Raw genomic sequence first — 12,355 nt, 5'->3', positions numbered from 1 at the left:
GCTCCGGTCGGTGATCCGGGTTGAATACTACCCAAGGCAGCACCGGGCGCAGGAGGAACCGATCGTGGACGAGACAGACGTGGTGCACGTGCACTACTGGGCCGGGGCCAAGCACGCGGCCGGGACCGGCTCCGACCGGCTCGAGGTCGACGGCGCGCTGACGCTCGCCGACGTCGTACGCCGCGCGGTCGCGCTGCACCCCGGCACCGACCTCGAGCGGGTGCTCGCGGTCTGCTCGACGCTGATCGGCGAGCAGCCGGTGGGCAGCCAGGATCCGGGCTCGGTGCGGGTCGAGCCGGGTGCGACCGTGGAGTTCCTGCCGCCCTTCGCCGGCGGCTGAGCGACGCGGACCCAGCGGGGCCGGCCTCGGACGGTCTAGACCTTCGCGTCGGCATCGCTCCAGGTCAGAGGCGGTGCGCAAACCCAGGACGGTATGCGACGTGATCTGCGTCACCACGCCCGGCGGTGCTCGTTGGGCTGGTGAGCCCGCGACCGCCGCGGCTCGAAGGAGGGTCTCATGCAGCAGATGATCAAGGTCCTGGTCGCGCTGGGGGCGTCGTTGGCGCTCGTGCTCGGCTTCACCGCGTCGGCCGCCGGCGCCTCGTCCGCCCAGTCGTCCGCCCAGTCGTCCGTCTCGGCGACCGCGGCCGAGGATGCGGACTGCGCGCAGGAGCGTCGCGACGTGCGGGCCGCCGAGCGCAAGGTGGCCAAGAAGGAGCGCAAGCTGGAGCGGGCGGACCGTCCGGCCAAGGTCGAGCGGGCGCAGAAGCAGCTGGTGCGTGCCGAGCGCAAGCAGGCACGCGCATCCGCCGCCCTGGCCGCGTGCCAGGCCGAACCGGGCACCGAGGAGCCCGGCACGGAGGAGCCCGCCGCCAGTCCGATCCAGGCGCTGTGCGACGCCGGTGTGCCGCAGGCCGTCTGCGACGCCTTCCCCAGCCTGCCCGGCGGGGGCGCAGGTGACGGCAGCGCCAGCCCGATCCAGGCTCTGTGCGACGCCGGCCTGCCCCAGGCGCTCTGCGACGCCGCGACCGGTCCCGCGGGCCCCGGTGGCGACAGCCCGCTGCAGCCCCTGTGCGACGCCGGGCTCCCGCAGCAGATCTGCGACGCCGCGTCCGGTGGTGACCTGCCCGGTATCCCGGGCCTGCCGGGCCTGCCCGGCCTGCCCGGCGGCCCCGGTGAGGGTGGTGGCGACAGCCCCCTGCAGCCCCTCTGCGACGCCGGGCTCCCGCAGCAGGTCTGCGACCTGCTGGGCGGCGGCCTCCCGGGCCTGCCCGAGCTGCCGGGTCTGCCGGGTCTCCCGGGCCTGCCCCGCGCTGCCTGAGGCGCCACCTGGCGTGACCGACGCACGGCCGTCCCCTGGTGGGGCGGCCGTGCGGCGCGTCAGGACCTCCTGCGTCGCTCGCGTGCGCGCAGCTCCCAGCCGCGGAGGGGGTGTTGGGTGAGGTGCCATCGGGGGTCGTGGGCGCGGTGGTGGTGCCAGGAGCACAGGGGGATGGCGTCGAGGTCGGTGTCGCCGTGGTGTGACCAGGGGGTCAGGTGGTGGATCTCGGACCAGGCGAACGGTCTTTCGCAGGTCCCGATCGCACACGTGTCGTGGACGAGCGCGAGGGCTTTTCGTTGGTGGTGGCTATGGAGCCTCCGAGTCCTGCCGAGGTCGAGGGGGACTGACGTGGTGTTGAGGACGGCGGGGACGAGTCCTGCCTCGCAGGCCAGGCGGCGCAGGTCGCCGGCGGCGGTGCGGATGCCGGTGTCGAGCTTGGCGGTGCCGGTCTCGTCGGGGCCGTGCCAGTCGGGCCAGTCGGCGGGGTCGAGCTTCCCGGCTTGGGTGAGGTCGTGGGTGAGGTCCTCGGCGGTCATGGTGACCAGCAGTGTGAGGGCGTTGGCGCCGTTCCAGCCGTCGGTGGGCAGGTGCTCGATGAGCTCGCACAGGGCGTTGCCTGCGATTTCCCAGCCGGACAGGCCGTGGCCGGGGCCGGTGGGCGCGGACTCGTCGTAGCCGGAGATGGTCTCGCCCTCGGGGCTGGTCTTGGTCTTGTTGAGCCGCCGGGGTGCCGACAGGGTCTCCAGCGCGGTGCGGAGCAGGGAGCCGTGCAGCTCGGGGATGGTGAACTTGCCGGAGTAGGTGCCGTCGCCGTTGTCGTGCAGCGCCAGGTAGGTCTCGTGCTTGGCGCGGCGGGACTCGCGCCCGAGCATGATCGCTTCGTGCTTGTCGGCCAGGTCGCGGTCGACGATGTCGAGCATCCGTCGGGCGGCTTGCCGCAGCCGTTTGGCGTTCATGGCTCGACCTGACCTGGTGCCGATGCCGGTGGCCTTGTTGACCAGGACCTCCTCGGCGGCCGCGAGCTGCTCGACCGTTGTCTCGAGGGGTGCCTGCTCGGCGGCGCGGACGATGACGCGGACCTGGTCGGCGCGCAGCTGCCCGGCGGCGTAGGCCTCACGTGTGTGGTGGTACTTGGTCTTGAGGAGCTGGGCGAGGTGGAGTCCGCCGGCGTTGATCTCGCGGGTGGTGCCGGTCAGTGCGGCGGCCCAGGCGTCGGTGCCGGTGGCGGCCTCGTCGGCGGCGACCTGGCGGCGTTCGGCCTCGGCGAGGACCTTGAGGCGCAGCGCCTCGGTCTGGGACTCCAGGGTCGCCAGTGTGGTGAGCAGCTGGCCGAGCTCGTCGCGGTGCACCCGGTCGAGCGCGACCTCGTGGGCCCGGGCCAGGTGGGCGCTCGCCTCGCTCACCGCGGGGGCCGCGGTGGGGGTGGGGAGTGCCTGGACCGTCATGGGTTCATTCTCTCAAGGCAAGGACCGGATGGGAACACCAGTTCGACAATCTGTGGAGAACTTCTCGCACCTGTCGCGACGCCGTGCATCGCGGCTGGAGACGCGCCAACGGCCGCCCCGAGCGGGGCGGCCGTTCGCGGTGTGCAGGGGTCGGGCTCAGCTCTCGATGGCGCTGGTCTCGCGCTCGGGAGAGGTGGATCCGATCTCGATCTTGCGCGGCTTCGCCTTCTCGGCGACCGGCACGACCAGGCGCAGCACGCCGGCGTCGTACGTCGCCTCGATGCGGTCGAGGTCGAGGTTGTCGCCGAGGACCAGCTGGCGGCTGAAGACGCCGGTGGGTCGCTCGGAGGCCAACCGCTCCCAGTCGCCGTTCCGGGCGACGCGCTCGGCGCGCACGGTCAGCACGTTGCGCTCGACGTCGAGGTCGATGCTCTCGCGGTTGACGCCCGGCACGTCGAGCTCGATGACGAACTGCTCGCCCTCGCGCCAGGCGTCCATCGGCATGACGGCCGGGCGGTTCGTCGTCCCCAGCAGCTGCTGGGTCAGGCGGTCGAAGTCGCGGAAGGGGTCGGTGGATCGCAGCAACATGGGGTGTCCTCCTTGAGTTCGGATGGTGGTCGGTCGGATGGTCCAGACGGTCTGCGTAAGCCCGCCGTACCTATATTCGTGGTTACAGGTTTGTTGTAATCCATCCAGTAGGTCAGACTCAAGTGGCGGGGCTGAGAATTCTCTGAGATTCGGCCGAGACGGAGGTGGCGGCGATGGCGGTGCGAGCCCAGGGGGTGTTCGCGATCTCGGTGGCGGCGCAGATGGTGCGCATGGAGGTGCAGAACCTGCGCGTCTACGAGCGGCGCGGGCTGCTCAACCCCGACCGCACCGAGGGCGGCAACCGGCTCTACAGCGAGGCCGACATCGAGGTGCTGCACCGCATCCGCGAGCTGCTCGCCGACGGCCTCAACCTGGCGGGCGTGGCGCGGGTGCTGGAGCTCGAGGCGGAGGTGCGTCGGCTGCGCTCACAGCTCGCCTCGAGGCGCCGAGACTGAGAAAAACCGGGAGAAAGGCCCGCCAGGTCGCGGTTTCGGGGGGTTTGCTGGTTAGGGTGCGGTGAACGACGGACCCCACGACGAGCAACATGATGAAGGAGAACTGCATGAACAAGGGAGAGCTTCGCGAGACCGTGGCCAAGGAGACCGGGCTGACCGGTGCCGACGCCGAGCGTGCCGTCGACGCCGCGCTGTCGGCGATCGTCTCGGCTGTGGCCAAGGGTGAGCGCGTGAGCATCGCCGGTTTCGGCACCTTCGAGCCCCGTGAGCGTTCGGCTCGCGAGGGTCGCAACCCGCAGACCGGCGAGACCATGCAGATCGCCGCGACGACCGTCCCCGGCTTCAAGGCCGCGGCCGCGTTCAAGAAGGCCGTCTCCGGCTGATCCAGCCACTGACGCCAACGAGGGCCGGGCTCCGCTTCACGCGGAGCCCGGCCCTCGGTCGTTGGTGGGTGTGTCTCGCTCAGGCGGCGGACTGCACCAGGCGCGGGGGCGCCGGGTGGCGGCGTACGTCGGCGGGCGGCTGGCCACGGCGCAGCAGCGAGCCGACGACGATGCCGGCGACGAGCGAGAGGGCCGCCCACGCGACGAGCGCGAGCGCGATGAGGGTGAGGGTGGTCAGCACGGGTCTCCCTGGGGGGTGGGGAACGGCCTGGTGATCCACTGTGCGGTTGCTGTGCCGGCGTGTCAGGGGGATGGCAGAGAATCCGCGGTGGACTAGACCATCATGCCTCAGCAGGAGTCGGACTGGAAGTGCGTCCTGTCACTCCCGGGTCGCCCGAGGGTGGCGACGGCCGCCTCGATCTGGTGGACGTCGAGCTTGTGGCCGTCGCGGAAGGCGCGTCCGATGGCGACGGCCAGCGGCAGGGGCGCCAGGCACCACAGGCAGACGACGAGCGTCGTCGCGATCAGCAGGTCCATGTCGCCCTCCAAGGTCTTCTTGCCCTGATGCCCGGTAGTTCGTCGCTTGAACCGTCGGCGGATGTAAAAATCCGGCGGTGGTCCAGACCTCGGTGGGCGTGGCCCTGGTCGGTGCGGGCGCGAGGTGGAATGTGCGGCCGTGACGCGCTGTTGACGCGGACGTGCCTACCGGACTGTGGATCGCCCTCGCGGCCGTCGTGATCGCTCTCGCCTTCGGCGCCTACCGCGCCCTGACGGACGGGCGGTTCCGCGGCACCCACGAGGTGCGTGGTGCTGCCGGTGGCGCTGGCGCAGCGGCCGCGGAGCCGGCCGTGGCCGAGCGGACCGTCTGGGACGACGTCGTCGCGGCCGTGCCCGACGCGCAGCTGGGGGAGCGGGCGACCTTCGTGCAGTTCTCCTCGGCGTTCTGCGCGCCCTGCCGCGCGACGCGCCGGACGCTGAGCGAGGTGGTCGAGCTGGTGCCGGGCGTGGTGCACCTCGAGGTCGACGCCGAGCACCACCTCGACCTCGTACGCCGCCTCGACGTGCTGCGCACCCCCACCACCCTGGTCCTCGACGCGTCAGGCCGCGAGGCCACCCGCGCCGCGGGGGCTCCGCGCAAGGAGACCGTGCTGGCGACCCTCGGCTCGGTCGTCGGGGACTGACTCGCGGGGCTGGACCTGGGCCAGCGGTGAGCTGGCAACAGTTTTGGCTGCTGGGTCCGGTTGCTGACGCACCGCCCAGGGAGATTGGTTGTTGCGGGGCAGGAGGCTGATGTCACACACGCCCCGAACATATATATGCGGATCGCATATGATTGGATCATGCAGTCCAACCTTGAAGAAGCGATCAACGAGTGGCACGCGAGCGTCAATGCCGGCGACCTACAGCGATCTGCGCGGGCGGTCGGCGATCCGGTTGTGGTGCTCGGGCCGAAGGGGGCGGGCCCGATCGCCCCTGCGCAGTTCGCCGAGTGGGTGGAGCGCTCGGGGATCAAGCTGGTTCCTCGGTCCTGGCACCCAGTCAGCGAGCGACTGATGGTGGTCGAGGAGGACGCGACCTGGCCCGAGAGCACGGAATCCACGCGGGTGGCGACGGTCTTCCGCGCTGCCGGTGGGAAGGTCACGGCTGCTCTCAGGCTGCCGGACCTCAAGGCCGCTCTCGAGCTGGCCTACATCTGCCGCGAGATGGCGGCAACCGAATGACAGGCCCTGGCCCGGGACAGGTCCTGTTCCACTTCGTCAGGTACTGGTCGCGCCGAGTTGTCGCAGCGGACACGGGCGGCGAGCAGGGACGGCTCGTGCTCGTCTGCGAGGCCGCCCATGCGATCAGTCTTCGCGCGACCCCGGCAACGGTGAACGCGATCGCGCACGAGATCGGGATCGACCAGAGCGGCGCGTCACGGTTGATCAAGAGCGCCACGGCAGCTGGGTATCTGGTCATGGCGGCGTCCACGGCCGATGGTCGACGACGCGAAGCATCGCTCACCTCTGCGGGCCGGTTAATGCTGGACCAGGCGCATCGTTGGCAGGAGGAAGTGCTCGTTGAGCTGACCAGGGGCTGGAGCGACAAAGAGCGCCGCGACTTCCAGCAGGCAATGACCGACCTGGTCGAGCGCTCCTACGCGATGGACGCGTGAGCCACGTCAACGCCTCGCTCAGCACGGAGGGACGCCGCCGGTTGGTCGAGCGCTGCAAGGCGCGCCCCATCGCCCACGCGGCCGCCGGGGTGGGAATCTCGCGGCTTGTGCGTCGAAGTGGGTCAATAGCTGACGGCGTCACAGCGATGCTGGACTGCGCGATCGCTCATCGAGCCCGCACCGTAGCCCGAAGGCCACACCAGCCTGGGTCATCGAAAAGATCGAGTCCTGGCGACGCGAGCACAAGTGGTCCGCCGATCGCATCACCGGTGAGCCCGCCGAGTTCGGCGTCGGCATCAACCGCCGAACCGTCACCCGCCACCTGCAAGCTTCGTCACCGACAACGGACCTGCTACCGCTCCGGTGACTCCGCCCGGATCGTCGGCCGACGCTCATGAGATCAGAAGACGAAGCCGTAGACCCGCGCCACAACGGAAAGGTTGAGCGCCACCATCGAATCCTGGCCGAGCCATTGCTCTACGCCCGCCAGCTCAAGAGCGAGGACGCCCGCTCTTCGGCGATCGCTGTCTGAAACATCGACTACAGCTACCACCGCCCGCACAGCGGAGCCGATGGACGGCCCCCAGCATCTCGCCTTCGGGGCGGCGTCACCATCGTCCAGCCCTCTTGCAGCTAGTCGTAGGAGACCAGCTGCGGCTGGGCGGTGCGGACCTGGAGGTCCTGCGCGGGGCTGGTCATGGTGACCGTGCCGTCGACGTCGCGCCACGGCCCGTTGCCCAGCCGCCACCGTGCGCCCCACGTGGTGGTGAGGGCGAGGGTGACGGGGCCGGCCTCGGTGTAGCGGTGCGAGACGTATTGGTCCATCGGCACGCCGCGCGCCCACGGGCGCCCGGGGTCGGTGGTGGTCATGGTCTCGCCGTTGCCGAGGCTCCAGGTGAAGCTGGCCGGGCTGATGTCGAAGGTGACCTGTCGCCCGAGCAGCTGGACGGTCTCGGTGAACGGCTCGGCCTGGGTGTGCAGGATCGTGTCGAAGTTGACCAGCGTCTCCCCGCCCGGCGGCTGCACCTCCAGGGGTGCCTCCGGCAGGGGGATGCGGCGGAAGGCCTCGAGGATGCGGCCCGGGGTCAGGACGGGTGCGGTTGCTGCGGCGACGGGGTCGCCGGGCTCGATGCACTGTTGGCCTAGGTTCGTGACGTTGCCGCCTTGATGCAGGTTCACGTGGTACATCAGCCCGTCTTGGCCACACGCCACTTGGTTCGCGCCGCAACCAAACGCCGTCGAGTCAGTGATGCCGTCACTGTGCATACAAACGGGTTGGAGTGAGTACGTAGCGCCGCTACTGCTAGCGGACTGGATGTCCTCAGATTCGACCCCCGTCTCGGATGCGCAAACGAGGCTGGTGGTGAACACGCCGGAAGCTGCTTGGGTTTCACTTGCGCAACCGTCCGCAGCCGTCGCTGGAGCGCTAGGGAACAGCGAGGAGGCGACGATGAACAGGACCATGGCGAACCTCATGACTGCAGGGCCAGTTCTTGCATCGTCCACTCGTTGCCCGACCAGGCAACGGTAGCGGTGACAGTTAAAGGCCCACCCGGGAACTTGGTTTTCTCTCCATCGGCACTCATCACGGTCTGTGGCGCCTGTCGAACTCGAACAGCGACTTGCCGCTCGTCGTCCTCAAGGCCAGGCGAGATGCCAATCTGATCCACGCTCCATCCCTTGGTTTGGATAGAGCCGCCTGCCCCGTATATCTCTTTGGACTTCTCGAAGATGTTTGCGCAGGACTGGCACTCACCGCTGCTGATTGCACGGAGGTCCGACCGCTCGCCGGTCACCTGCATCTCGTTGAAGACCTCGAGCCAGTGCTCGACAAACGCAACCGCACCGTCATCGGTCTTCTTCTCCCACGCCTCCTTCTCCACCGCCGCACTCGCACTCGGCGAGGCCGAGACGGTCGCGGTGGGAGTCGGGTCGGCGACCTGGGGCGTGGGGTCGTCCCCACCGCAACCGGCCAGGGCGAGCACGGCCGCGCCGGCGGCGTACGCGAGGTGTCGTCTCATCTGTTCTGCTTTCCCGAGAGGGCGCCCACGGGAGCGGGGTGGGCGCGATTCACGGTAGAGACCTACCCAGTTCGGCGCCAGGTCTCACCTGGCGCCTGTGGACAAGCCCCGCAGCGACCGCAGATCAGGCGGGCGAGAGGTAGTCGGCCGCGTCCTCGACGCCCCGCTCGAGCCGGGTCACGTCGACGCGCACCATGTGCTCGATGACCTGCTCGAACGAGACGCTGGGCGTCCAGCCGAGCTGCTCGCGCGCCTTGGTCGGGTCGCCCACGAGGTCGGCGACGTCGGCGGGGCGCATCAGCGCCGGGTCCTGGCGCAGGTAGCCCTCGGGCGAGCCGAGCCCCGCGGCGGCGAAGGCCACCTCCACCACCTCGGCCAGGGGCCGGGAGGTGCCGGTGGCGACGATGAAGTCCTGCGGGTCGTCGAGCTGCAGCATCCGCTGCATCGCGACGGCGTAGTCGCCGGCGAACCCCCAGTCGCGGCGTACGTCGAGGTTGCCCAGCACCACCTCGTCGCGCCGCCCGAGCGCGATCTCGGCGACCGAGCGGGTGATCTTGCGGGTCACGAACTGCTCGCCGCGCAGCGGGCTCTCGTGGTTGTAGAGCGTGCCGGTGGCGGTGAACAGCCCGTAGGACTCGCGGTAGTTGACGACCAGGTGGTGGGCGAACGACTTCGAGGCGGCGTACGGCGAGCGCGGGTGGTGGGGGGTGCCCTCGGTCTGGGGCTGCTGGTCGGAGGTCCCGAACATCTCCGAGCTCGAGGGCTGGAAGAACCGCGGCGACCAGCCGTGCCGGTCGCGGAAGGCGACGAGCTCCTCGAGCATCCGCAGCACCGCGAGCCCGTTGGTCTCGGCGACCACCTCGGCGTGCCCCCACGACGCCCCCACCGACGAGAAGCCGGCGAGGTTGTAGATCTCGTCGGGCTGCAGCCCCTCGAGCACCGCCGCCCAGCCCTCGTGGTCGCGCTGGTCGAGGTCGACCAGCTGCACGCCGTCGAGGTAGGCGTAGGCGCGCCCCAGCGTCAGCGGCGCCCACCGGCTGCCCGGGCGCAGCGTGCCGACCACGTGGTAGCCCAGCGAGCGCAGGTGCCGGGCCAGGTAGACCCCGTCCTGGCCGGCCACGCCGGTCACGAGGGCGGTGCGCGTGCGGCCGGCGGGTCGGGTGCTCATGGTGCGACGACCCTAGCGTCGCGCCTTTCGCGCGTCCCCGATCCTGGTGACGTACGCCGGCACCGCGCCCACGCGACGCCCACCGGGTGTGTCCTGGGCAGATGAGCCTGCTGCACCGAGCGCCCGCGACGACCTGTCCCCAGTGCGGTCACTCCTGCCTGGGGCCGGTGCAGCGGGTGCTGGAGCCGCTGGTGTGGTCGCAGCGCTGCTGCCACGTGCTGGTCGACGACCCGTGGTCCTACTACGGCGGCGACGAGTGCGGCTGCTCGGGCGAGCTGCACCAGCGCCGGCTACTCCACCGACTCCGTGTCGGGGCAGTCCCGCGGGGACAGCTTGTCCGCCGTGCTCGGGTCCACTGACACCGACGACCGGATCGTCAGGGCCGACGGAGCGGCCCCGATCGGCACCACGGGTGCCGGCGCCGCGTCGACGGGCGGCAGCTGCGCGTGCACCCGCAGGTCGTGGGTGGGGGACTCCTCGATCCAGATGCGCTCCGCCTCCGCCTCGATGAGCACGTGCTCGATAGCGGCGAGCAGGGCGTCCTGCAGGGTCTGGTCCAGGCCCGGGAACAGGCTGACGATGCGACGTCCGGTGTATCGGGTCATGTCAGGCCAACGACCTTTCGCTGGAGAAGTGACGCGCCGGTAACCTTTCTCATCATGCAAGACGCGTGTCCGACTGGTGAGACGTGATGCGGAATACCCGAGGTGCGGATCGTATTGTCACCCACATGATCACGACTTGGCTCACGAAGCGGCGCGCAGTCGACCACTGCCGCATGCGCTCGAGCCTGTGTCGGATGTCGTGACGGCGCTGCCTTTCCTCCTGCTCCTCGTCTGAGCACGCGCAGCGCCGTCGACCGCGACCCGCAGGGCCGCGGTTCCAGCCGTTCCGGCGACGCCATCCTCAGGAGAGACATGTCGAGCACGACCACCGAGCGCACCTCCGCGCCCGTCACCCAGCCCCACGCCACGGGCCACGCTCCGGCGCGGGCCGGCATCGACCCCCGCGGCCCGCAGTTCGCCGCCGGCGTCACCGCCCTGGTGCTGATCGCGATCCTCGGCCTGCCGCCGGTCGCGGCGCTGGTGCTGACCATCGCCCAGGCCTCGCTCTTCGCGCTCGGCGCCGCCCGCGGCGTGCAGCACACCCCGCACTCGTGGGCCTTCAAGCGGTTCATCCGCCCCCGGCTCGCCGCTCCCCACGAGCTCGAGGACCCGGCCCCGCCGCGCTTCGCGCAGAGCGTCGGCCTGGTCTTCACCCTGGTCGCGATCGCCGGGTACGCCGCCGGCCTCACCGTCCTGGCCCAGGTCGCGATCGGCTTCGCGCTGGTCGCCGCCACCCTCAACGCCGTCTTCCGGTTCTGCCTCGGCTGCGAGATGTACCTGCTGATCAGGCGCGCCACCTCCTGAGACCTTCACACACTTCCCTGCACGTCAACGAAAGGCCTTTCTATGACCCGCGAGACCAGCCTCGTCACCACCCAGTGGGTGGAGGAGCACGCCCACGACGACAACGTCGTCCTCATCGAGGTCGACGAGGACACCACCGCCTACGACAAGGGCCACATCGCCGGCGCGATCAAGCTCGACTGGACCACCGACCTGCAGGACCAGGTGCGTCGCGACTTCGTCAACAAGCGCCAGTTCGAGGAGCTGCTCAGCGAGCGCGGCGTCGCCAACGACGACACCGTGGTGCTCTACGGCGGCAACAACAACTGGTTCGCCGCCTACGCCTACTGGTACTTCACGCTCTACGGCCACGCCGACGTCAAGCTGATGGACGGCGGCCGCAAGAAGTGGGAGCTCGACTCGCGCCCGCTCACCGACGAGGTGCCCAGCCGCGAGAAGACGTCGTACACCGCGACCGAGCAGGACCGCTCGATCCGCGCCTTCCGCGACGACACCGTCGCCGCGATCGGCACCCAGAACCTGATCGACGTGCGCAGCCCCGACGAGTACGCCGGCCGCCTGCTCGCCCCGGCCCACCTGCCGCAGGAGCAGGCCCAGCGCGCCGGCCACGTGCCGACCAGCCTCAACGTGCCGTGGAGCAAGAACTGCAACGACGACGGCACCTTCAAGTCCGACGAGGACCTCAAGGCGCTCTACGCCGAGGTCGGCATCGACGACTCCAAGGACACCATCGCGCTGTGCCGCATCGGTGAGCGCTCGTCGCTGACCTGGTTCGTGCTCAAGGAGCTCCTCGGCCACCAGAACGTGAAGAACTACGACGGCTCCTGGACCGAGTACGGCTCGCTCGTGGGCGTCCCGATCGCGCTCGGCGACGAGCCCGGCACCGCCGAGGACGCCTGATGTGCGGCGCGACCCAGGGCGGTCTCTCGCTCGACGGCATCGACGTGGCCAAGGAGGCCGTGGTGCAGGGGCAGGTGCTGCGCGACGGTGAGCCGGTGGCCAGCGCCTACGTGCGCCTGCTCGACCGCACCGGCGAGTTCACCGCCGAGGTCCCCACCTCAGCGACCGGGCACTTCCGGTTCTTCGCCGGCAACGGCGAGTGGACCCTGCGCACCCTGGCCCCCAAGGCCGACCCCGTGGACCGCAAGGTCCACGCCCAGGTGGGCGAGGTCGCCGAGGTCTCCATCAGCGTCTGAGCCATCTCTGGCACCCTGGATCCCAGCGAGCCCCCGTGCAGCGGCACGGGGGTTCGTTGCGTCTGCACCCCCGTTGGCTGAGGAGGCCGCGCTAGCAACCGTCTGATACGAAGATAAACAGTTGGCCGGGGTTAGCTGGCTTTCTCCAGGGTGACGGTGTAGCCGAGTTGTTCGAGCTGGTGCAGGGCGCGGCCTTTGGTGCGCTCAGGGCGCA

General features: G+C 70.2%; 18 protein-coding genes and 1 pseudogene. 11 read left to right on the top strand and 8 right to left on the bottom strand.

Annotation, left to right across the window (positions count from 1 at the left end):
* Positions 1-64: 64 nt before the first annotated feature.
* Positions 65-340 carry a MoaD/ThiS family protein gene (locus tag QWJ41_RS14185; RefSeq protein WP_193669893.1) on the top strand — a complete coding sequence of 92 codons (276 nt, stop codon included), beginning with the start codon at positions 65-67 and terminating at the stop codon, positions 338-340.
* 177 nt (positions 341-517) lie between these two features.
* Positions 518-1,321 (top strand): hypothetical protein, encoded by an 804-nt coding sequence (locus QWJ41_RS14180; RefSeq protein WP_302709064.1) that lies wholly within the window; start codon positions 518-520, stop codon positions 1,319-1,321.
* 59 nt (positions 1,322-1,380) lie between these two features.
* Here the strand turns inward: QWJ41_RS14180 and QWJ41_RS14175 are convergent, their stop codons facing one another.
* Positions 1,381-2,766, bottom strand: a complete 1,386-nt coding sequence (locus tag QWJ41_RS14175; protein ID WP_302709063.1) for an HNH endonuclease signature motif containing protein — start codon at positions 2,764-2,766, stop codon at positions 1,381-1,383.
* 156 nt (positions 2,767-2,922) lie between these two features.
* Positions 2,923-3,354 carry an Hsp20/alpha crystallin family protein gene (locus QWJ41_RS14170; RefSeq protein ID WP_302709062.1) on the bottom strand — a complete coding sequence of 144 codons (432 nt, stop codon included), beginning with the start codon at positions 3,352-3,354 and terminating at the stop codon, positions 2,923-2,925.
* Between the two features lie 173 nt (positions 3,355-3,527).
* Between QWJ41_RS14170 and QWJ41_RS14165 the strand changes: the two genes are divergently transcribed.
* A complete protein-coding gene (locus tag QWJ41_RS14165; protein WP_302709061.1) occupies positions 3,528-3,809 on the top strand; it encodes a MerR family transcriptional regulator in 282 nt (93 codons plus the stop codon).
* A gap of 89 nt (positions 3,810-3,898) precedes the next feature.
* Positions 3,899-4,192 (top strand): HU family DNA-binding protein, encoded by a 294-nt coding sequence (locus QWJ41_RS14160; protein WP_372440057.1) that lies wholly within the window; start codon positions 3,899-3,901, stop codon positions 4,190-4,192.
* 79 nt (positions 4,193-4,271) lie between these two features.
* Here QWJ41_RS14160 and QWJ41_RS14155 read toward each other — a convergent pair whose 3' ends face one another.
* Complete coding sequence (locus tag QWJ41_RS14155; RefSeq protein WP_302709060.1) at positions 4,272-4,433, bottom strand: hypothetical protein; 162 nt, start codon at positions 4,431-4,433, stop codon at positions 4,272-4,274.
* Between the two features lie 107 nt (positions 4,434-4,540).
* A complete protein-coding gene (locus QWJ41_RS14150) occupies positions 4,541-4,729 on the bottom strand; it encodes a hypothetical protein (RefSeq protein ID WP_302709059.1) in 189 nt (62 codons plus the stop codon).
* Between the two features lie 161 nt (positions 4,730-4,890).
* Between QWJ41_RS14150 and QWJ41_RS14145 the strand changes: the two genes are divergently transcribed.
* The 4 genes and pseudogenes from QWJ41_RS14145 (at position 4,891) to QWJ41_RS14130 (ending at position 6,984) form a co-directional block, all read left to right on the top strand.
* A complete protein-coding gene (locus tag QWJ41_RS14145) occupies positions 4,891-5,373 on the top strand; it encodes a TlpA family protein disulfide reductase (RefSeq protein WP_302709058.1) in 483 nt (160 codons plus the stop codon).
* Positions 5,374-5,532: 159 nt separating this feature from the next.
* Complete coding sequence (locus QWJ41_RS14140) at positions 5,533-5,913, top strand: hypothetical protein (RefSeq protein ID WP_302709057.1); 381 nt, start codon at positions 5,533-5,535, stop codon at positions 5,911-5,913.
* A 95-nt stretch (positions 5,914-6,008) separates the two neighbouring features.
* The gene (locus QWJ41_RS14135) at positions 6,009-6,347 is read left to right on the top strand and encodes a MarR family winged helix-turn-helix transcriptional regulator (protein WP_302709056.1); all 339 of its coding nucleotides are present in this window, start codon (positions 6,009-6,011) and stop codon (positions 6,345-6,347) included.
* A pseudogene (locus QWJ41_RS14130) lies at positions 6,344-6,984 on the top strand (helix-turn-helix domain-containing protein). The gene QWJ41_RS14135 and the pseudogene QWJ41_RS14130 overlap by 4 nt, the downstream one beginning before the upstream one ends.
* Here QWJ41_RS14130 and QWJ41_RS14125 read toward each other — a convergent pair.
* The 4 genes from QWJ41_RS14125 to QWJ41_RS14110 all read right to left on the bottom strand — a co-directional run bounded on the left by QWJ41_RS14125 (position 6,981) and on the right by QWJ41_RS14110 (position 10,141).
* Positions 6,981-7,535 carry a hypothetical protein gene (locus QWJ41_RS14125; RefSeq protein ID WP_302709055.1) on the bottom strand — a complete coding sequence of 185 codons (555 nt, stop codon included), beginning with the start codon at positions 7,533-7,535 and terminating at the stop codon, positions 6,981-6,983. The pseudogene QWJ41_RS14130 and the gene QWJ41_RS14125 sit on opposite strands and share 4 nt — an antisense overlap.
* A gap of 284 nt (positions 7,536-7,819) precedes the next feature.
* Entirely contained in the window at positions 7,820-8,368 is a 549-nt protein-coding gene (locus tag QWJ41_RS14120) for a DUF6318 family protein (protein WP_302709054.1), read from the bottom strand.
* A gap of 124 nt (positions 8,369-8,492) precedes the next feature.
* A complete protein-coding gene (locus QWJ41_RS14115; RefSeq protein ID WP_302709053.1) occupies positions 8,493-9,536 on the bottom strand; it encodes a GDP-mannose 4,6-dehydratase in 1,044 nt (347 codons plus the stop codon).
* 290 nt (positions 9,537-9,826) lie between these two features.
* Positions 9,827-10,141 (bottom strand): hypothetical protein, encoded by a 315-nt coding sequence (locus QWJ41_RS14110; protein WP_302709052.1) that lies wholly within the window; start codon positions 10,139-10,141, stop codon positions 9,827-9,829.
* A 312-nt stretch (positions 10,142-10,453) separates the two neighbouring features.
* Here QWJ41_RS14110 and QWJ41_RS14105 point away from each other — a divergent pair, with 312 nt between their 5' ends.
* From QWJ41_RS14105 to QWJ41_RS14095, 3 genes are read left to right on the top strand one after another with little or no spacing between them, the layout of a single operon-like run.
* Positions 10,454-10,945 carry a DUF4395 domain-containing protein gene (locus tag QWJ41_RS14105; protein WP_302709051.1) on the top strand — a complete coding sequence of 164 codons (492 nt, stop codon included), beginning with the start codon at positions 10,454-10,456 and terminating at the stop codon, positions 10,943-10,945.
* A gap of 42 nt (positions 10,946-10,987) precedes the next feature.
* Positions 10,988-11,845, top strand: a complete 858-nt coding sequence (locus tag QWJ41_RS14100; RefSeq protein WP_302709050.1) for a sulfurtransferase — start codon at positions 10,988-10,990, stop codon at positions 11,843-11,845.
* Positions 11,845-12,141: a DUF1416 domain-containing protein gene (locus tag QWJ41_RS14095; RefSeq protein WP_193669879.1), complete on the top strand. Its 297-nt coding sequence runs from the start codon at positions 11,845-11,847 to the stop codon at positions 12,139-12,141. The genes QWJ41_RS14100 and QWJ41_RS14095 overlap by 1 nt, the downstream gene beginning before the upstream one ends.
* Positions 12,142-12,355: the final 214 nt, after the last annotated feature.

This window comes from Nocardioides cremeus (genome assembly GCF_030518195.1).
GTDB classification, from domain to species: Bacteria; Actinomycetota; Actinomycetes; order Propionibacteriales; family Nocardioidaceae; genus Nocardioides; species Nocardioides cremeus.
The sequence above is the reverse complement of the archived record's forward strand: the minus strand, read 5'-3'. Positions and strand labels throughout refer to the sequence as shown.

What these genes read in the sequence shown, in the direction of transcription:
- QWJ41_RS14180 (WP_302709064.1), top strand. Translation starts at nt 518, where the DNA reads ATGCAGCAGATGATCAAGGTCCTGGTCGCGCTGGGGGCGTCGTTGGCG.
- QWJ41_RS14175 (WP_302709063.1), bottom strand. Translation starts at nt 2,766, where the DNA reads ATGACGGTCCAGGCACTCCCCACCCCCACCGCGGCCCCCGCGGTGAGC.
- QWJ41_RS14170 (WP_302709062.1), bottom strand. Translation starts at nt 3,354, where the DNA reads ATGTTGCTGCGATCCACCGACCCCTTCCGCGACTTCGACCGCCTGACC.
- QWJ41_RS14165 (WP_302709061.1), top strand. Translation starts at nt 3,528, where the DNA reads ATGGCGGTGCGAGCCCAGGGGGTGTTCGCGATCTCGGTGGCGGCGCAG.
- QWJ41_RS14160 (WP_372440057.1), top strand. Translation starts at nt 3,899, where the DNA reads ATGATGAAGGAGAACTGCATGAACAAGGGAGAGCTTCGCGAGACCGTG.
- QWJ41_RS14150 (WP_302709059.1), bottom strand. Translation starts at nt 4,729, where the DNA reads ATGGACCTGCTGATCGCGACGACGCTCGTCGTCTGCCTGTGGTGCCTG.
- QWJ41_RS14140 (WP_302709057.1), top strand. Translation starts at nt 5,533, where the DNA reads ATGCAGTCCAACCTTGAAGAAGCGATCAACGAGTGGCACGCGAGCGTC.
- QWJ41_RS14125 (WP_302709055.1), bottom strand. Translation starts at nt 7,535, where the DNA reads ATGTACCACGTGAACCTGCATCAAGGCGGCAACGTCACGAACCTAGGC.
- QWJ41_RS14120 (WP_302709054.1), bottom strand. Translation starts at nt 8,368, where the DNA reads ATGAGACGACACCTCGCGTACGCCGCCGGCGCGGCCGTGCTCGCCCTG.
- QWJ41_RS14115 (WP_302709053.1), bottom strand. Translation starts at nt 9,536, where the DNA reads ATGAGCACCCGACCCGCCGGCCGCACGCGCACCGCCCTCGTGACCGGC.
- QWJ41_RS14110 (WP_302709052.1), bottom strand. Translation starts at nt 10,141, where the DNA reads ATGACCCGATACACCGGACGTCGCATCGTCAGCCTGTTCCCGGGCCTG.
- QWJ41_RS14105 (WP_302709051.1), top strand. Translation starts at nt 10,454, where the DNA reads ATGTCGAGCACGACCACCGAGCGCACCTCCGCGCCCGTCACCCAGCCC.
- QWJ41_RS14100 (WP_302709050.1), top strand. Translation starts at nt 10,988, where the DNA reads ATGACCCGCGAGACCAGCCTCGTCACCACCCAGTGGGTGGAGGAGCAC.
- QWJ41_RS14095 (WP_193669879.1), top strand. Translation starts at nt 11,845, where the DNA reads ATGTGCGGCGCGACCCAGGGCGGTCTCTCGCTCGACGGCATCGACGTG.